Annotated in this window: 18 protein-coding genes; 14 read left to right on the top strand and 4 right to left on the bottom strand. The window is 46.6% G+C overall.

Going from position 1 to position 19,026, the window contains the following annotated elements:
- Positions 1 to 21: 21 nt before the first annotated feature.
- Positions 22 to 678: an alpha/beta hydrolase gene (locus EZE20_RS08820; protein WP_132116654.1), complete on the bottom strand. Its 657-nt coding sequence runs from the start codon at positions 676 to 678 to the stop codon at positions 22 to 24.
- 17 nt (positions 679 to 695) lie between these two features.
- A complete protein-coding gene (locus EZE20_RS08815; RefSeq protein ID WP_132116652.1) occupies positions 696 to 1,637 on the bottom strand; it encodes a Ppx/GppA phosphatase family protein in 942 nt (313 codons plus the stop codon).
- Between the two features lie 155 nt (positions 1,638 to 1,792).
- Here EZE20_RS08815 and rpsU point away from each other — a divergent pair, with 155 nt between their 5' ends.
- From rpsU to EZE20_RS08750, 13 genes are all read left to right on the top strand, one after another.
- Positions 1,793 to 1,987, top strand: coding sequence for a 30S ribosomal protein S21 (rpsU, locus tag EZE20_RS08810; RefSeq protein ID WP_132116650.1), 195 nt, complete (start codon positions 1,793 to 1,795; stop codon positions 1,985 to 1,987).
- A gap of 111 nt (positions 1,988 to 2,098) precedes the next feature.
- Positions 2,099 to 2,971: a tyrosine-type recombinase/integrase gene (locus EZE20_RS08805; RefSeq protein WP_132116648.1), complete on the top strand. Its 873-nt coding sequence runs from the start codon at positions 2,099 to 2,101 to the stop codon at positions 2,969 to 2,971.
- A 65-nt stretch (positions 2,972 to 3,036) separates the two neighbouring features.
- Positions 3,037 to 5,622, top strand: a complete 2,586-nt coding sequence (locus EZE20_RS08800; protein ID WP_132116646.1) for a phosphoenolpyruvate carboxylase — start codon at positions 3,037 to 3,039, stop codon at positions 5,620 to 5,622.
- Positions 5,623 to 5,854: 232 nt separating this feature from the next.
- The gene (locus EZE20_RS08795; protein ID WP_132116644.1) at positions 5,855 to 7,015 is read left to right on the top strand and encodes a homogentisate 1,2-dioxygenase; all 1,161 of its coding nucleotides are present in this window, start codon (positions 5,855 to 5,857) and stop codon (positions 7,013 to 7,015) included.
- 79 nt (positions 7,016 to 7,094) lie between these two features.
- Positions 7,095 to 8,231: a 4-hydroxyphenylpyruvate dioxygenase gene (gene hppD, locus EZE20_RS08790; protein WP_132116642.1), complete on the top strand. Its 1,137-nt coding sequence runs from the start codon at positions 7,095 to 7,097 to the stop codon at positions 8,229 to 8,231.
- A 58-nt stretch (positions 8,232 to 8,289) separates the two neighbouring features.
- A complete protein-coding gene (locus EZE20_RS08785) occupies positions 8,290 to 9,024 on the top strand; it encodes a phenylalanine 4-monooxygenase (RefSeq protein ID WP_132116640.1) in 735 nt (244 codons plus the stop codon).
- A 101-nt stretch (positions 9,025 to 9,125) separates the two neighbouring features.
- Positions 9,126 to 9,569, top strand: a complete 444-nt coding sequence (locus EZE20_RS08780; protein ID WP_132116638.1) for a MarR family winged helix-turn-helix transcriptional regulator — start codon at positions 9,126 to 9,128, stop codon at positions 9,567 to 9,569.
- Positions 9,566 to 10,819 carry a fumarylacetoacetase gene (fahA, locus tag EZE20_RS08775; protein ID WP_132116636.1) on the top strand — a complete coding sequence of 418 codons (1,254 nt, stop codon included), beginning with the start codon at positions 9,566 to 9,568 and terminating at the stop codon, positions 10,817 to 10,819. Before EZE20_RS08780 ends, fahA begins: the two co-directional genes overlap by 4 nt.
- 12 nt (positions 10,820 to 10,831) lie before the next feature.
- Positions 10,832 to 11,710, top strand: coding sequence for a flavin reductase family protein (locus EZE20_RS08770; RefSeq protein ID WP_132116634.1), 879 nt, complete (start codon positions 10,832 to 10,834; stop codon positions 11,708 to 11,710).
- 111 nt (positions 11,711 to 11,821) lie between these two features.
- On the top strand, positions 11,822 to 12,457 hold the full coding sequence (locus tag EZE20_RS08765; RefSeq protein ID WP_132116632.1) for a 3-keto-disaccharide hydrolase: 636 nt from the start codon (positions 11,822 to 11,824) through the stop codon (positions 12,455 to 12,457).
- 100 nt (positions 12,458 to 12,557) lie between these two features.
- A complete protein-coding gene (locus EZE20_RS08760; RefSeq protein WP_132116630.1) occupies positions 12,558 to 13,289 on the top strand; it encodes an SIMPL domain-containing protein in 732 nt (243 codons plus the stop codon).
- An 89-nt stretch (positions 13,290 to 13,378) separates the two neighbouring features.
- A complete protein-coding gene (locus tag EZE20_RS08755; protein ID WP_132116628.1) occupies positions 13,379 to 13,690 on the top strand; it encodes a YtxH domain-containing protein in 312 nt (103 codons plus the stop codon).
- A gap of 82 nt (positions 13,691 to 13,772) precedes the next feature.
- Positions 13,773 to 14,450 (top strand): metallophosphoesterase, encoded by a 678-nt coding sequence (locus EZE20_RS08750; RefSeq protein WP_132116626.1) that lies wholly within the window; start codon positions 13,773 to 13,775, stop codon positions 14,448 to 14,450.
- 69 nt (positions 14,451 to 14,519) lie between these two features.
- On the opposite strand, the gene ggt is transcribed toward EZE20_RS08750, so the two are convergent.
- Together ggt and EZE20_RS08740 are read right to left on the bottom strand one after the other, a co-directional pair.
- Complete coding sequence (gene ggt, locus EZE20_RS08745) at positions 14,520 to 16,283, bottom strand: gamma-glutamyltransferase (RefSeq protein WP_132116624.1); 1,764 nt, start codon at positions 16,281 to 16,283, stop codon at positions 14,520 to 14,522.
- A 192-nt stretch (positions 16,284 to 16,475) separates the two neighbouring features.
- Positions 16,476 to 17,546 carry a TerC/Alx family metal homeostasis membrane protein gene (locus tag EZE20_RS08740; RefSeq protein WP_132116622.1) on the bottom strand — a complete coding sequence of 357 codons (1,071 nt, stop codon included), beginning with the start codon at positions 17,544 to 17,546 and terminating at the stop codon, positions 16,476 to 16,478.
- 176 nt (positions 17,547 to 17,722) lie between these two features.
- Here EZE20_RS08740 and EZE20_RS08735 point away from each other — a divergent pair, with 176 nt between their 5' ends.
- Positions 17,723 to 18,967 carry an ABC transporter permease gene (locus EZE20_RS08735; protein WP_132116620.1) on the top strand — a complete coding sequence of 415 codons (1,245 nt, stop codon included), beginning with the start codon at positions 17,723 to 17,725 and terminating at the stop codon, positions 18,965 to 18,967.
- Positions 18,968 to 19,026 lie beyond the last annotated feature (59 nt).

Here is a 19,026-nt window from a genome sequence, read left to right as displayed (position 1 = left end):
AATGTAAAGAGGAGCGCTATTTTATTTCTGATTGCCAAAATACAGACCCAAAATCTCGGGATCGACGGTGTGAGTTCCTGCGTAATCCAGGATATTCAGGCCGGGAATCTGTTTGCGTAGCTGCACCAGATATTCCGGGAAGTCGATTTGGTTGAGAAACTGATCCTGATCGCCGAAAATGTAATACGTTTGTGACGGAATACGGGCGGGATCAATCACATCCTGAATGCCATTGGCAAAATATCCCGCCCAAATTACCAGCCGATCACAGCTGATCGTACCCTGATTGAGCCAACGGCAGGCCGTGGTGGCACCTTGCGAAAACCCAAATACGGTTAGCTGAATGGCTTTTGGAAGGCCTTTTTCAAAAATTGTTTTGTAAATACTTTCGAGGTAAGCGACATAGTCATCTATTTCTGTCTTAGACGATTGCCGGGTCATCCACGATGCCCCGACCCGCTTATATTCTGCGTCGGTATAAAAACGGGAAAGAGCTTCGGGCGCCACTACGAGTGTTCTGCCATCGTTCAGCTTCTCGAACTTTCGGATAAAATATTCCGCAAGTTGTCCATATCCATGCAGTACAAACCATACCCGTTCGGTAGTTTCATTGAGTTCGCCGAGGGTAAAATAGCGGGCCGTTCGACTGACGGAGATTGTATGCGTTTTTGCTGTCATGTAAATAATTTGTGTGATCAAAAGTCTTTCAGAACGTGAGCTAATGCACCTTCTTTCAAGGCATAACTTGAAACACGAAGGTGCGGAATTTTATATTTTTTCAACACATAATCAATCAAACACACGGCTACCACAATCATATTGACCCGCAGGGGAATCATCCCCGGAATGGTAAGCCGCTCCGCTGCATTGCGGGTCAACAGTAGTTCAAAGCTACGATAAAACTCTTCGAGCGATAAGTCAAAACCTGTCTCGGTGGCCGCAGGCCACTCACCCAACCGATGCTGATAATCCATTGCTACAAGCGTATCAAAGGTTCCGGAAGAACCTACCAATGCCGTAGGGGCATACTGATGAATGGCATTGGCGAGGGGAATTAACTGTTCGTCAAAATAATTGTAAAGCCGCTGTCGGTCAGAATTTGTAAGTGGATCGGTACGCATAAATTTTTCCATCAGGCGCTGTCCACCGATTTCAAAACTCTGCTTCCAGAAAATCTGCTGCTGATTGCCTAGAATAAACTCCACACTCCCGCCGCCGATGTCCATAATCAGCGAAGGCTCAGTGCCCAGATCCAGCGCATTGCGCACGCCTTCATAAATGAGTAATGCCTCCTGATTGCCGTCAATTTGCTGAATATGAATGCCTGTTTCTTTTTCCACGAGTTGACAAAATTGTTCTCCATTGTCCGCGTTGCGAATCGCACTTGTACCAAACGCAAACGTACGGGTAAGCTCTACGTCAAATTCTTCCAGTTTTTGACGAAAAAAGCGCAAAACGGTCAACGCGCGTTCGGTAGCTGCTTCGGTGATCGTTTGGCGATTGATGCCCCCTTCCCCGATTTTGGCGGCGCGGCTCTCATGAAAAAGGGTAGTGCTGCCCCCGTCAGCGCGTTTCTCCACGATCAGCAGATGAAACGTATTGGTGCCTAAGTCAATTATTCCCAGCCGGTCAGTCATAGAAACAGGGGTAAAAGAGCCATTCAAAGATGTTTTGATTAAAAAACCAAAAATAGTTGAATTTTAGAATAGTTAACTCTTGATTTTCTGGTAAATCTGCGTTTTCTTTGCAGTCCGAAATTTGAGAACAATCATAAAAACAGTATATAGCTCCTATGCTTATCATTAACGTTAAAGACAACGAGTCCATTGATCGCGCTTTGAAGCGTTACAAAAAGAAATTTGAAAGAACTGGTACAATGCGTCAGCTTCGTGCACGGACGGCTTTTGTGAAGCCTTCCATCAAACGTCGTCACGAGGTTTTGAATGCTATTTACAAGCAAAAAACCTACGGTCACCTCGAAGATTAGTCAATAATTTGGCTTTTCTGAGCTAGTTGACGGGAGAGATATATCCTGTTTATACAGAAAATTGTAAGCGGCTGTCTTGTTCAGGATAGCCGCTTTTCGTATGTTGTGCCAATGATAACACTATTTCTGGATCATTTGCGCCACGAAAAGCGCCTCAGTGAGCACACGCTCACCGCTTATAGCTCTGATTTGCAGCAGTTGACAACCTACCTGCTGCTGCAATATGAGTGCGCCGAACCGCATACTGCCTCCTCTCAGCAGCTTCGTTCGTGGGTGGTAAGTATGGTTGAAGAAAATATAAAGCCAACTTCTCTGAACCGTAAAATGGCCACGCTTCGCTCATTCTACGGATTTTTACGCCGACGAAATCTCATTCCCAGCGATCCGACCAAAACTCTCCACGCCCTGAAAGAGAAGAAAAAGCTGCCTGCTTATGTGGAAGAGAAAGCCATGGAAGTACTTTTTGAGGAAGGGGTGTTTTCTGATGATTTTTCGGGGCTCCGCGACCGCATCATTCTGGAACTGCTTTACGGAACCGGGATGCGTCTGACCGAACTGATTACTCTACGGATAAAGGATATTGACCTGGAACAGCGGTTGATTCGGGTGACGGGAAAAGGCTCCAAAGAACGGCTGATCCCGATTACGGGTTTGTTGGTGCAGGCTCTCACGGAGTACCTCGCACAGCGGGGCGCGCTTGAATCGTCAGATATTCTTATTTTGACGGATAAATTTAAACCGGCCTACGCTGTGTTTGTGCAGCGAACGGTCAAAAATTACCTGTCAGCAGTTACGACCCTTGCCCAAAAAAGCCCCCACGTGCTGCGGCATACCTATGCTACACACCTTTTGAACCGGGGCGCTGACCTGAACGCCATCAAGGAATTGCTGGGACATGCCAACTTTGCGGCTACCCAAATCTACACGCACAACTCCATCGAGAAACTCAAAAAAACCCATCAACAGGCGCATCCCAAAGCCTGAAACCAATTTTTAGGGCTATATTTGCCTAGTTAAATAGATCCAAAATTTAATTTCGTCCATTTTCCATGAGCCATATTTTTCAGGACGCAGTCGTAACGAAGTACAATATTTTCAATAGCCTTTTCCTGAGTTTGCCCTATCGGGGAGTCTATCAGACGGGCTCTTTATTGCCTTTGCTTACTCAAAAAAGTGAAGAAGGTTTTGCGGCAGGAAAATCGCCCCGGCAGATTATTGAACATTTCTTTGAAGAGCTGCTCGAAGAGGCAACGCCCAAAGAACGCATGGATTTGCTCTTTGCGTTTATTCAATATATTGAGCGACAGGTTGTTTTGTTTGATTCGGTAGAGGACGCAGCCTTTGACCAAACCCACGAAATGAATGGCAAAGGATCGGTTAAGTACCTTGTAGATCGGCTGGATACCGAATCTATGCGCAAAAAAATGCTGGACAAGCTTCAGGATTTTAGCGTTCGGATTGTACTCACTGCGCACCCCACCCAGTTTTATCCCGGAAAAGTGCTGGGGATTATCAACGATCTGGAAGAGTCTATCCGGGTAAACGATTTTGCGACGGTTAATCAGTTGATTTTGCAATTGGGCAAAACGGCTTTCATCAATCACGCCAAACCCACGCCCTATGACGAAGCACTAAGCCTGTGCTGGTTTTTGGAAAATGTATTCTATGATGCGATACCGGCAATCCTGAAAAAGCTGATTGACGAATTAGGCATGTCAGCCCACGATTGGCCCTACCCGCAGGTCTTCCGGCTTGGTTTCTGGCCTGGCGGTGACCGCGACGGCAACCCGTTTGTTAATGCGGACATTACGCTTAAAGTAGCCGAAAAGTTGCGTGATTCGCTTCTGAGAGGTTATTATCGCGATATTCGGGTGCTTAAACGTCGTCTGACATTTAAAGGTGTTGAAGGTACGATTTCGGAAATGGAGCGGAAGATGAACAGCACCATTTTTGGTCCGCAGGAAGAAGGCTATACCAATGCAGAAGAGCTGATGGCCGAATTGCAGCAGGCTCGCCAATTCCTTGTAGATAGGCATCAGGGGCTTTTTCTGGAAACGCTGGATCTGTTCATTATCAAAGTAAAATTGTTCGGATTTTTCTTTGCCAGTCTGGATGTTCGTCAGGACAGCCGGAAGCATACCAAGGCCTGGGAGGATATTTTGAAACGGCTGGAAACAAAAATTCCGCTGCTAAAATACAGTGAATATCAGAGCTGGGACGAAGCCCGCAAGATTGACCTTTTGCTCTCGCTCAATATTCCACTACGTGAAGAAGACTATGAAGACGCCACGACGAAGGATATTCTGGCGTCTATGAAGTCCATTAAAACTATTCAGGCGCGCAACGGCGAACCGGGCGCACACCGCTATGTGATTAGTAACTCAACCACCGCGCTGGACGTGATGGGCGTTTGGGCACTGGCGAAAAACCTGATTGGTGACGAAAAGGGGCATCTTGCGCTTGATGTAGTTCCACTTTTTGAAACCGTGGACGATTTGGCCAATTCGGCAGAAGTGATGCGTACCTTGTACGAAAATGAAGCCTATCGCAGCCACCTGACCCGCCGAGAAAATCATCAGACGATTATGGTTGGCTTTTCGGATGGGACCAAAGACGGGGGCTATCTGCGTGCCAATTGGTCGATCTATCAGGCCAAAGAAGAACTGACCAAAATCTCGCGCCAATTCGGAATTAAGGTGACGTTTTTTGACGGTCGGGGAGGTCCTCCCGGTCGGGGTGGTGGAAATAATCAGAATTTCTACGCCTCACTTGGTAAAAATATTGAGGATAAAGAGGTACAGCTAACGGTACAGGGACAGACCATCAGCTCGAACTATGGTACGGTTCCAACGGCAATGTTTAACCTTGAACGTCTGTTCACAGCGGGTCTTGAAAATAGCCTGTTCAGGTCGAGCCGTAAAGACGAGCAACTGACCGAAGCGGATGGAGAACTGCTCGAAGAGCTGGCAGAATCGGCTTACCGCTCGTACCTGGATCTGAAAAATCATCCATCATTTGTAAAATATCTGGATCTAAAAACACCGCTTCGGTTTTATGGCCAAACCAACATTGGCAGCCGCCCCACCAAGAGGGGTGCCGATGGAGAAGGACTTAAATTTGAAGACTTGCGGGCCATTCCATTCGTCGGATCATGGGCACAAATGAAGCAGAACGTTCCTGGGTTTTATGGCTTTGGATCGGCAATTGAGCAGCTCAGCGCCGAAGGCAAGCAGGAAGAATTGAAAAAGCTTTACAAAAAATCGCTCTTTTTCCGCACGCTCATCGAAAATTCCATGCAGTCGCTTTCCAAAGCGTTTTTCCCGGCTACGGAGTACCTTCGAGAGGAAGAGGATTACCGGGAATTGTGGGATAAAATGTACGATGAGTTTATCCGAACCGGAAAATTATTACTTGAAATTTCAGGTCAGAAAGAGCTGCTTGATAGTAATATTGTGACAAAAGAATCGATCAAAATTCGGGAGCGGATCGTACTTCCGCTTATCACGATTCAGCAATATGCCTTGCAAATGCTATCCGAAACTCCCGAAAACCGGACGATGGACGTGGAGGTACTCAATAAATTGATCATGCGCGCTATGTTTGGAATCATCAACGCCGCTCGGAATTCCGCCTGATCATTTCAACTCATTGATTTAAGAAAATTCATTTTTATAGAGGTGCAGCTTGTTTTAGAACAGGTTACACCTCTTTTTTTTGTGCCGTTTAGGATCGTTTGGGGGTAATTCTTTTCCTGTAAAGCTTTTAAGCAAAAACAAAATAATCCTAAAATTTGTTAGAATAGTAAATTGTTGTTATAATTGTTGCTTAAACAATGATTGATAAAGCATCTTTAAATTCCAGCAAATTATGCCAATCTACCACCGACTTGGAAACCTACCTCCCAAACGACATACGCAGTTTGAAAAGTCAACCGGCGGGCTGTATCACGAGCAGGTATTCGGCACGGTTGGTTTTGACGGAATGGCGTCTACGCTGTACCACATTCACCGCCCAACGCAGGTAAAACACGTTGGCGAAGCCCTTGACGTAGCGCCCAAAATTGCCGTAAGCAACAATCTGACGATGCGTCGGCTGGAAGGATTTAAGGCAAAGCCCGCTGCTGATTTTCTGGAAAGTCGCATCCCACTGCTCGTAAATGCCGCGCTTACGATTGGCGTGGCGGCACCGATTGAATCTCTTACGACCTATTTCTATAAAAATGCTGATGCGGATGAACTCCTTTTTGTTCATCGGGGAAAAGGCAGGTTGCGCACATTATTTGGAACAATTGATTTTCAGTATGGCGACTACCTCGTGATTCCCCGAGGCGTAATTTATCAAATTGAGTTTGCTACGGCAGATAATCGTTTGTTCTATATGGAGTCGCGCTCGGCGATTACTACACCCAAAAAATACCGAAATCATTTTGGGCAATTGCAGGAACACGCCCCTTACTGCGAACGGGATTATAAGCTTCCAACCGAATTGTATACGCAGGACGAAACGGGTGATTTTTTAATTAAGATAAAGAAAAACCACGCGTTACATCCGGTTGTCTACGCTGCACATCCGTTCGATGTTGTAGGTTGGGACGGCTACAATTATCCCTGGGGAATTTCTATTCATGATTTTGAACCAATAACCGGACGCATTCATCAACCTCCGCCGGTACATCAAATGTTTCAGACCGACGCCTGCGTAGTGTGCTCGTTTTGTCCCCGGCTGTACGATTACCATCCAAAGGCAATTCCGGCACCTTACAACCACAGCAATATTGATTCTGACGAAGTTCTGTACTACGTAGATGGAGATTTTATGAGCCGGAATTCGATTGCTTCCGGAGATCTTACGCTGCATCCGGGCGGTATTCCCCACGGCCCGCATCCGGGAGCGTATGAACGCAGCATTGGTAAAAAGGAAACACACGAGCTAGCCGTCATGATTGATACATTTCACCCCTTGCAGCTTACCGAAGCGGCACTTGCTCTGGACGACGGAGCTTATGTTTCAAGCTGGCTGGAAAAGTAAAATTTACGCAGGCTGTTAGTTTGCTATTTAGTTGGAAATAAGACTTTTACTTAAAGTAAAGTAGTAAAAAAATAGACGTATGGAAAAGTTTGAAACACTGGAAATGGTAGAAAATCAATCGGCAGATGTAGATTTTTTGCCCATTAATGGTACTGATTATATTGAACTATATGTAGGAAATGCCCGGCAGGCAGCTCACTATTTTCAAACGGCCTTTGGCTTTCAACCGCTGGCTTATGCCGGCCTTGAAACTGGTCTGACCGACCGCGAATCCTACGTGGTAGTGCAGGATAAAATCCGGCTTGTGCTTACCTCACCTCTAAAAAAAGGAACAGAGCTGGGCAAACATCTTGACCGACACGGCGATGGGGTGCGCGTTGTGGCCCTTTGGGTAGACGATGCCCGGTATTCTTTTGAAGAAACAACCCGGCGTGGTGCAAAACCGTACTTAAAACCAATGGCTAGGCAGGACGAAGCCGGCCACGTGGTGCTTTCAGGAATACATACCTATGGCGATACGGTTCATGTTTTTGTAGAAAGACAAAGCTACGACGGCGTGTTTTTGCCGGGTTACCGGGCGTGGCAACCTGACTATCGACCGGCGGATGTAGGCTTGCGCTATGTGGACCACATGGTGGGAAATGTCGGCTGGCAGGAAATGAATACATGGGTGGAATTTTATGCAGATATCATGGGGTTCAAACAACTCGTTTCGTTTGACGATCAGGACATTTCGACGGATTACACAGCCCTGATGAGCAAAGTGATGAGCAATGGAAATGGTCGTATCAAGTTCCCGATCAATGAACCTGCCGAAGGGAGGAAAAAGTCGCAGGTAGAAGAGTACCTGGATTTTTATGATGGCCCCGGCATTCAGCATATTGCCGTGGCGACGGATGATATTATCGAAACGGTGCAGCAGCTGAAAGCCCGTGGCGTAGAATTTTTAGAGGTTCCTGATACGTACTACCACAATTTGCTGAGTCGGGTGGGGAACATTGACGAAGAGTTAGCCGAACTCCGGCAACTCGGTATTCTGGTGGATCGCGATGAGGAAGGGTATCTTTTACAGATTTTTACCCGGCCCATCATGCCGCGTCCTACGCTTTTCTTTGAAATTATTCAGCGTAAAGGGGCAAAATCCTTTGGTAAAGGAAATTTTAAAGCCCTCTTTGAAGCAATTGAACGGGAACAATCGCGGCGCGGAACCCTGTAAAAATTAGTTCCTGGATTATTTTTTAGAGTAGGTATTCACACGTTAACCGATGAAAGTTATGAAACAGCCGTATGAAAAATATACAAAAACTGACCACCTGATGTGGAAACGGTTATTTGAACGACAAATGGAAATTTTGCCCCGCCTGGCAAGCGAGGCTTATCTGACGGGTATCGAACAAGTAGGTTTCGTGGCCGATCATATCCCCAATTTAACTGCCGAAACCAACCCCCGGCTACGGGCCTTGACAGGCTGGGAAGTGTACGTGGTGCCGGGACTTATTCCGCATCAGGAATTTTATCAGCATTTGGCCAACCGGCAATTTCCAGCCTCCACATGGCTGCGAAGTCCCGAGCAGCTCGACTACCTCGAAGAGCCCGATATGTTTCATGATACCTTCGGGCATGTACCTTTGCTCTGTCAGCAGGCATTTTGTGATTTTATGGCTGATTTGAGCCGGGTAGCTCTACGATTTATTGAGCAGAGTCATCTGATTGAGCGCTTGTCGAGGCTGTACTGGTACACCGTGGAGTTTGGATTAATTCATGAAAATGGCGCGCAGAAAATCTATGGCGGTGGTATTTTGTCCTCGCCGGGCGAAAGTGCCTATTCCGTGCGGCCCGACGTACCAAAGCGGCCTTTTGATGTAGAGGTTATCCTGAATACTCCCTATCAGATTGATCGTTTTCAGGAACACTACTTTGTGATTGACAGTTACGAACAACTTTATGCTTCCGTGCCAGAAATTGAAAAATTATTAGAAAATATAGAGGAAAAAGAGTCAGTTTACTAAAAAAATAGCAAAAAAAATAGTATTTTATTAGTAAAGCAACAGTTTGTGTCTAGTATATTTGTAGGGTGTAAAATGGCTTTTAAACATCTGCGGATAGTACTATGACGCATCATTCCGATCAGCGCGCTTACTTTTTTAAGATTGATACAACAATCAAAAAAATACGGAGTGCTTTACAAAAGAAACTCAATGAAAATGGCATTGACCTGACCGTGGATCAGTGGGTGTTAATCGATCACATTTCCAGAGAGGAAGGTATTAGTCAAAATGCGCTTGCGGAAGTAACGTACAAAGATCCGCCCACGGTGACGCGTATCATCGACTTGCTCGAAAAGAAGGGACTAGTAGAACGCAGGATGGCCGCAGGGGATCGCCGAAAGTTTAATATCTTCATGACCGAGCGTGGAACGCAGGTTCGCAACGAGGCGTTTCCGGTAGTGGCCGAAATTCGTCGCAAGGGATGGGGTGAATTAAATGAGTCTGATTATCAGCAGTTTGTAAGAATAATGGATTCGATTTATAATAATTTTAGCGAAAGTGAATGAATTTCCCGGCTTCATGGCTACCTATTTCAGAAAGTTCTGACTTCTCGTTGGCCAATTTGCCGTTTGGTATATTTAGCCATGCTAGTCAACCGCCACGGGTGGGCGTTGCCGTTGGAGAATACATCATTGACATGACTGCCGCTGCTCAGCTTGGGGTTTTTGACCAGGCCGAAGTAGCGGTTTCTGTTTTTGAACAGTCCACTCTTAATGCTCTCATGAATGGGGGACGAGCGCAGGCATCACGGCTGAGAACGATCCTGCAACACGAATTAACAACTCCGAATTCTACCCTGCATCAGGCAGCGGACCGGGTGCTTGTCAGGCAAAAAGATGCACACATGCACCTGCCTGTTGCCATCGGCGATTATACAGATTTTTACTCATCTCTCGAACACGCCACCAACGTCGGTAAACTTTTTCGCCCCGAACAACCCCTCATGCCCAACTGGAAACACCTGCCCGTAGCCTACCACGGTCGGGCCTCGTCGGTGCAGGTGTCGGGGGTGCCCGTGCGGCGGCCGTTTGGACAAGTGTTGCCGGCAGGTGCCGATGCTCCCGTGTTTATCCCCACACAAGCACTTGACTACGAGCTGGAACTGGGCTTTTTGATTGGGAAAAATTCTATATCCGGTCGGCCCATCCGGTTGGAGGAAGCAGAGGACTATATCTTTGGATTTGTACTGGTCAACGATTGGTCTGCCCGCGATATTCAGCGCTGGGAGTATCAGCCTTTGGGGCCTTTTTTGAGTAAAAATTTTGCAACATCTATTTCTTCCTGGGTAGTAACCTACGACGCCCTGCTGCCCTTGCGGGTGTTTGGTCCTGAGCAAACTCCCCGGCCACTTCCGCATTTGGCGGACGAAGGCGCACACAATTTTTCGATTCAGCTGGAGGTAGCTATTAATCCCGCAGACGCAGAACCTTCAATCTTTTGCCAAACCAACGCCCGGCATTTGTACTGGAATGTTCGTCAGCAAATAGCACATCATACGAGCTCGGGCTGTAACCTCCGCGTGGGCGATTTGCTGGCTTCCGGCACCATCAGCGGCCCGGAACCCAACGGCCACGGCTGCCTGCTGGAACAAACGCAGGCGGGTAAAATTCCGGTAAATCTGCAAGATGGAAACCAACGCATCTACCTGCATGACTATGACGAAGTCATCATGCGTGGCTACGGTGTACAGCCGCAGGGGCGGGTTGGCTTTGGCGAAGTGCGGGCGCAGATACTTCCTGCTAACGAAAATCCATAAAATTAACATCCAATGAAAACCATTAATCCCAGCGATATAGGGCCGCGAAGCTTTTATAGTTACATGACTACCGCCGTGGCGCCTCGGCCCATTGCGTTTGCCAGCACGGTAGATGCTCAGGGACAGGTTAATCTGAGCCCGTTTAGTTTTTTCAATTATGTGGGAATCGAGCCGCCGCTCGTAGTTTTTGCCCCCGGAAAACGCAGCCGGGATCAGTCTTACAAAGACACGGCTTTGAATCTGTTCGAGGTGCCGGAAGTGGTCATAAACATGGTTACCTACGCTATAATTCAGCAAATGTCGCTCACTAGTGCGGAGTTTGAGCGGGGCGTAAATGAATTTGAAAAGGCTGGGCTTACGATGCTGCCCTCTGAGCTGGTGAAACCTCCCCGCGTGGCTGAGTCGCCTGCGCAGTTTGAATGCAAAGTAGTAGAAATCAAGGAGATTGGGTCTATGGTGCTGGTGATTGCCGAAGTAGTGCGGGCGCATTTTGACGAATCTATCCTGAACGAAAAAGGATTTATTGATCAAAGCAAGACCGATTGGGTAGCTCGCATGGGCGGCGACTGGTACGCAAGGGCGAGTGGAGAAGCGATTTTTGAAATACCCCGACCGCAGCATGGCATTGGTGTAGACGCCCTGCCCGAATCCGTCCGGCAGTCACGTATTTTGACGGGTAATGATCTCGGACGATTGGGTAGCCTGAAAATCTGGCCCGAAGAAGCAGTTATTAGCGCCTATGGCACAAATCCCGCAATTCAGGATCTCCGACAGGAAGCCCAAATGGGTTGTCAGTATTGGCCCGATCTGCTTCATAATCACGCCCGGCAACTGCTACAAAAAGATCAGGTCGTAGAGGCACTGCTCACGCTTTTACAGGAAAGCAGGTAGATATAGTCTTTGAAAGAAAATCTGTACAAGTAAATCCATTTCTGAAATTCCTTTTTTTAGAATTCAGAGCCTGCGGTTTGCTCAATTACATCACCTTATCTCTATATTATCATGAAGCGTTTTGGACTTTTTATAGGTGCCTGCCTACTTTTGGGTTTAACAATTAACCCAACGTTTGCCCAAAAGAAAAAACAAAAAGGCTGGAAAACCATTTTCAATGGCAAAAACTTTGACGGCTGGAAAATCAGCGAAAATCCCGAAACTTTCTCTATCGAAGATGGCACCATAAAGGTAGCCGGTCCGCGCGCGCATCTTTTTTATGAAGGCCCGGTAGGGAATCATGATTTCAAAAATTTTGAGTTCAAGGCGTCAATTAAAACAATGCCGAATGCTAACTCCGGCATGTTTATTCATACCGAGTTTCAGGAGGGAGGATGGCCCTCCAAAGGCTACGAGATTCAGGTGAATCAAACCCATAGCGACTGGCGCAAGACGGGCAGCGTTTATGGTGTGCAGGATGTCAAAGAGGTATTTGTGAAAGATGGGGAGTGGTATACCGAGCACATCATCGTTCAAGGCAAAAAAGTGACGGTTTTGGTCAATGATAAAGTCATTAATGAATATACCGAACCCGAAAACCCGGATCCAAAAAAACGGCTGAGCCGCGGTACGGTAGCTTTGCAGGGCCACGACCCCAAAAGCGTGATTTATTACAAGGATGTCATGGTCAGGATTTTACCTGATTAAGCTCACCTGAGACCAGAAATAGCCAGTACTTTTACCGAAAGACCCGGGCAATAAGCGGCCCGGGTCTGCGTTTTTTGGCAAACAAAATTTACGTATAGCCATGAAATCAATTCATTTAATTCTATCAGCTTTTCTCGCCCTCAGTACCTCATTTTCCACTTTTGCCCAGACAAGCACCTTGACCAAAACAGAACCAAGACGCATTGAAGTAACCGGGTTTTCAGAGATTGAAATTACACCCGACGAGCTTTATTTTACGATTTCCCTTCGGGAGTATTTTAAAGATGAGAAAAATCAGAAGGACAAAGTGATCATCAGTACGCTCGAAAAGCAGCTCATGCAGGCGATTTCGGAAGCTGGTTTGCCCAAAGAAGCGCTGCGTGTCAGCGGAGTAGGAGGGTATCAGCAGCAGTGGGAGAAAAAGAAAAATCCGGCTACTTTTCTGGAATCCAAGCAGTATGAACTGAAAGTAGAACGAGCCGATAAACTTGACGGGATTTTGTCCAAAGTAGATAGCCGGGGCATTGAATATGCTTCCATGAACCGGATGGATCATTCCAAAAAAGAGGAGTTTAAAAAGCAGGTGAAAATCAATGCGCTGAAAGATGCACGCGAAAAAGCAACCTATCTGCTGGAAGCAATCAATGAGAAAATTGGCCCCGTATTGCTCATTCATGAACTTGAAGACAACGCCTCTTACCCCGTACCCATGTACAAGACTATGCGCATGGCAAGCGCCGACATGGTCATGGAATCAGCGCCGGACAGTAATCTGGACTACCAGAAAATAAAGCTAAGCTACCGCATGCAGGCTGTTTTTGAAATAAAGTAACAGCACGAAAAATGAGGAACGTCATACGTACCCTCAGGTTGATTTTGTACATTTGATTTATTCATCACACGTCTAACCTTTTGATCACTATGAGCGTAAATGCCAAACACTTAGCCACTTTTATCCTCGGTGCCGCTGCGGGGGCTTCGCTGTATAAATTCCTGCAAACGGATGAAGGTGAAAAAATGCTGGAAGATCTGAAAACCAAAGCCGGCAGCCTGCGCGATGAAGCCGAAGGTGCAGTTGACAGAGCTCCCGAATATTTTGAACAACTTAAAAATAAAGGAGCTGATGCCCTGAAAGAAAACTTTCCGGACGCTGAGCAAATGCTCCGCGACCTGATGGATAAATTTTCCGGAAAAACACCTCCGACTCCTTCTGATTCGGAGCCAACTCCTTAAATCGCCTGACCCGAACATTCGTGTCCATTAGTAGTAAGCAAGGTCGCTTTGGCCTTGCTTTTTTAAATTAATCCCTTGCCCCATGCACCTGATCGCCATTGGAGATATTCACGGACGCGATGTCTGGAAAGAAGTCAAAGAAAAACCATCGGACAAGCTGATTTTTGTTGGTGATTATGTCGATCCGCACCGACCAATTCCAGATGATAGGGTGATTCGGAACCTGGAAGAAATCATCGAGTTTCGCAGGCAGGAGCCCGACCGCGTGGTACTGCTACTTGGCAATCACGATGCTCAGTATCTGCACTTTCCCAACTATTCATGCAGTGGCTACCGTCCGGATCTTCAATCGGTTTATGGGAAAATTTTTCAGGACAATCACGATTTGTTTCAGATCGCTTTTCAGTACAAAAAAACACTTTTTACACATGCGGGCGTTTCGGGAAAATGGTATTCGCATCACCGGGACATTTGGCCCTTATTTCCGGCAAACACCTTCGCTGACACGCTGAATAGCGTGTATCAAAGCGAGCATCGGGATGTTCTGTTTGAGGCAGGTGCCGTTCGGGGCGGCAGCGACCGATGCAGCGGGCCGATTTGGGCAGATAAATCAGAAACGCAGCGTGATTATTTTATTTTTCATCAGGTAGTGGGTCATAGTCGGGTGCCGTATATTACCCGTATGGGTGGTCCCGTTGCTTCCATTACGTACATTGATGTATTTGACACACAGGTTGATATCTATGAGGTTTTTGGATGAGTGAAAGTCTTCTTCACTCATCCAAAACAAACCTTTATCTTTTTCCCGAAAAAGAAATTGCAGTCAGGTTCAATACCCAACGCTCGTATCATCGCCGCGAGGGTCGGAGCCACCTTCGAGCGTGCCGTCAGGCAGCACCAAAATACAGTCCATGCGGCCAATTGTGCCCCGTTGTTGTTCCAGAATATACCCTTTGTTTTGAAGTTTTTGAATAGTATTTGGGGTAAAAGCTCCCGCTTCAAACATCGTTTTGTCGGGCAGCCATTGGTGGTGAAATTTCAGAGCATTTACCGCCTGCTGCATCGTCATGCCATGTTCAAGAACGTTCAGGATGGTTTGATACACAGAGGTAATGATCGTGGAACCACCGGGAGTACCTACTACCATGAGCAGCTTCCCATCTTTTTCAATAATCGTGGGTGTCATCGACGAGAGCATGCGTTTGGAGGGAGCAATTTCGTTGGCTTTGTTGCCAATCAGCCCAAACATATTCGGCACTCCGGCTTTTACACTAAAATCATCCATTTCGTTGTTCATAAAAAAACCTCCGCCTTTCACAATCACCTTACTTCCGTAGCCACCGTTTAGCGTGGTAGTAATCGACACGGCGTTGCCGTCTTTGTCGACAATCGAAAAGTGCGTGGTTTCCAGACTTTCGTAGCCCGCAATTGCTCCACCGCTCACGGCCTTGCTGTCGGTAGCGTGGGCAAAATCAAAATCTTTCCAGCGCTCTTTCAGGTACTCATAGCTAATCAGTTTTTCGACCGGAACATCGACAAAATCAGGATCGCCCAGAAACTTGGCGCGGTCGGCATAGACCCGGCGCTCGGCTTCTACCATCACCTGTACGGTCGAGTCGGTGTTCCAGCCCCAGGTTTTGAGCGGATAGGGCTCTACAAGCCGGAGCAGCTGCATGAGCGCCACGCCGCCGCTCGACGTGGGCGGCATGGTAATGACCTTGTAGTTTTTGTAATTGCCGACAACTGCTTCCCGCCAGGTAGAATGGTACTCTTTTAGATCTTTTCGTGAAATAATGCCCGTATTTTTCTTCATGTCTTTGGCAAGAATCCGGGCTACTTTTCCTTTGTAAAAACCCTCACGGCCTTTCTTCTGAATAGCCGTTAACACCTTTGCCAGGTCTTTTTGTACCAGCGTATCGCCTTCCTGCCAGTCCGATTTATCCGGTTTTAGAAAATAAGTCGTTCCGGGATTTACCTTTTGAACGACCTCCCGAATGGCGTTCAGACCGCGGGCTTCGCGGGCAGTTTGAACAACGCCTTTTTCGGCCAGATCTACCGAGGGTTGAATAACCTCCTTCCAGGATAATTTACCAAAACGTGCATGTGCCGTAGCCATTCCATCTACCGAGCCCGGCACGCCACTTGCCAGGTGCCCCAACGTGCTAAGACCTGGAATTACGTTGCCCTGCTCGTCGAGGTACATGTCTTTCCCACCTTTGAGTGGGGCTTTTTCGCGGAAATCCAGCGTGTAATTTTGTCCGTCATTGGCTCTGAAAACCATAAAACCACCACCGCCAATATTTCCTGCCGACGGGTGTACAACTGCTAATGCAAACTGCACGGCCACGGCAGCATCTACGGCATTCCCCCCTTTTTTAAGAATTTCCATCCCCACGCGCGAGGCCTCAGGATGTGCCGAAGCCACCATGCCGTTACGGGCAAAAACGCCTTCACGGTCGTTGTAGAAAGGTTTTTGGGTAGGGTCATCGGTCAAAAACTGGTAAAAGCCTTTGCTCTCTTTTACGGGCTGTTGAGCCTGAATCAATAGGGGAGACCCCGCTAATAGCAGGCCGAGAAGATACTTTTTCTTCATGTATAATTCGATTGGGGTTAAGATGATTTGGGATGAACCTTTTCCCAAGTTAAAAAAGTTTGTTGAGAGAATGATGAGGAATTCAGGTTCAGGAAGTTGACTCTTTTATTTATCCTAAAAAATAAAAAAAACGTGACAGAAATAAATTTCCATCACGTTTTAAAAAAAAGAGGTAATAAATGAATTAACGGGCTATTCCTTTACCTCAGCCAATTTTTTTTCTTTGGGAGGAAACAGCAGAGAAACGATGATGCTCACGGCCAGAATACCCACAATCACGATCAGCGAGTACATGTTGTTGAAGCCCCATTCGTGCAGCTGATGCTCGAATAGCATTTTTAATCCAATGAACGTCAGCAAAACACCTAAACCATATTTGAGGTAGGCGAACATATCAATGACATTGACCAGGAAGAAAAACATCGAACGCAAACCCATGATGGCAAATACGTTAGAAAAAAATACGATGTAGGGATCTTTGGTGATAGAGAAAATGGCCGGAATGGAGTCAACCGCAAAAATTACGTCCGTAAAGGCAATCACGATCATGACTACAAAAAGGGGAGTTACGTAGAGCTTGCCCGTCCGCTTGCTGCGAATAAAGAAATGGTCGACAACGTAGCGTTCAAAAACGTTGAAATAACGGGAGGTGAGCTTTACTGCGGGGTGCTTCTGAACGTCAATATTTTCCTCTTCGTCTTTGGTAAACAGGATTTTGAGACCGGTATAAACCAGGAATGCACCAAAAATGTAGAGTATCCAGCTAAATTGCTGAATCAGGGCAGAACCCAAAAATATAAAGATGAACCGCAGCACAATCGAGCCTAAAATTCCCCACACCAATACTTTTTTGTAGTAAATTTCACGAACGCCGAAGGAGGAGAAAATGAGGATAAATACAAAAATATTATCAACCGAAAGCGAATATTCTACCAAATAACCCGTCAGGTATTCGAGGGCCATGTTGTTTTGAAACTTTGTGAGCGCAGCGTCAAAATCAGCCGGTAGCGTCAGGTTTTGGTAGTAAAGACCCTGTACGGCAGCTAAATGCGACGGATCACTGATGTCGTGTACCCAATAGCCAAAGTTGCGGAGGAAAAAGTAAAAACCGATGGCCAACGTTACCCACACGGCACTCCATGCTGCGGCTTCTTTGAACTGAACAATGTGACTGCGCTGACGACTGAAAGCCCCAAGGTCAAGCATCATTACAAAAATGACGAAAACGATGAAGCCAGCAAAAAATATAACTTCGTTTGACATAAAATTCCGGATAAATTAGAATGGATTTAATCAGCAAAATAAAAGATAAATTCTCACATACAAATGGATATCTTACCACTTATCCCTTTTAATTTGTGGCTATGCAGAAGGTTTTTAACTTTTGTTGATCTATTACAAAAAAGCGCGTACCTCACAAGATTATAAAAAACGTACCCATGAAGTTTTTACGGCAGGTTCTTGAAAGTTTCCGTTTTGCCTGGCAGGCCCTTCGTTCCAATATCACCCGGACTACCCTTTCTCTACTGGGTGTAACCGTTGGTATTTTTGCCATCGTGGCTGTGTTTACCATCGTTGATTCATTGGAACGAAACATCAAAGAAAGCATGAGCTTTATCGGCGATAAGGTCGTCTACATTCAAAAATGGCCCTGGGGCTTCGGGAATGGCGAATATGCCTGGTGGAGGTATTTTCAATGGCCCGAACCTTCCTACAATGAATACAAATTTTTGTACGATAATCTGAATTCTGCAAGTGCTGTGGCAATCATAGATTTTAAAGGTAATACTACCGTTAAAAATGGTTCTAACAGCCTGAATGCGCTAATTCAGGGGATTTCGTATGAGTACAATGAGATTTCGGATGTGCCTGTGGTCGATGGCCGTTATTTTTCACCCGTCGAAACCGAAGCCGGACGGCAGGTAGCAATTATCGGCGCTGACGTTGCCGAAGCCTTATTTCCCAATCAAAGTCCTGTTGGAAAAGAGTTTAAACTTGCCGGAAATCGATTTGTGGTTGTAGGTGTGCAGGAAAAAAAAGGCGAAAGTCTGGTCGAATTTGGCGGCAATCCTGACACGAAGTGTTTCATTCCCTACGGTGCTTTTGCCAAACTCTTTCAATCGGGGCGGCCTAGTCCGGACATTGTGGCCAAAGGCTATGAAGCTGATGAAGGGTTGCTCGAACTGGAAGCTGAGGTAACCGGACTGCTGCGGACAAAACGTGGCCTAAAACCCCGGAATGAATCCAATTTTTCAATTAACCGGCCCGAGGCCGCTGCTCAGGCTATTTCAGGACTCTTTGCCGTACTGACTTTGGCCGGTTGGGTGATCGGTAGTTTTTCGATTTTGGTAGGAGGTTTTGGTATTGCCAACATCATGTTTGTGTCGGTCAAAGAGCGTACAAACCTCATTGGGATTCAAAAATCGCTGGGAGCTAAAAATTATTTTATCCTTTTTCAGTTCCTCTTTGAAGCCATTATGCTCAGTTTGGTAGGCGGAGGAGTCGGGATTCTCCTGGTCTTTTTGTTGTCCTTTATGCCTTTCGGAAGCCTGAAAGTAGTTATGCTCCCCGAAAATATTTTGCTGGGCCTGGGTGTATCGAGCGTCATTGGTGTGTTGTCTGGCATTGTACCGGCTATGTTGGCTGCCCGGCTCGACCCCGTAATTGCCATTCGAGCAAAATAAGTAATTGGAAAAATCCGGCCTATTTCCGAAGTTCGCCCTTCTAATCAACAATTAATCGC

The organism is Arundinibacter roseus (genome assembly GCF_004348825.1).
GTDB lineage: Bacteria > Bacteroidota > Bacteroidia > Cytophagales > Spirosomataceae > Arundinibacter > Arundinibacter roseus.
This window is presented reverse-complemented; position numbering and strand designations above follow the sequence as displayed.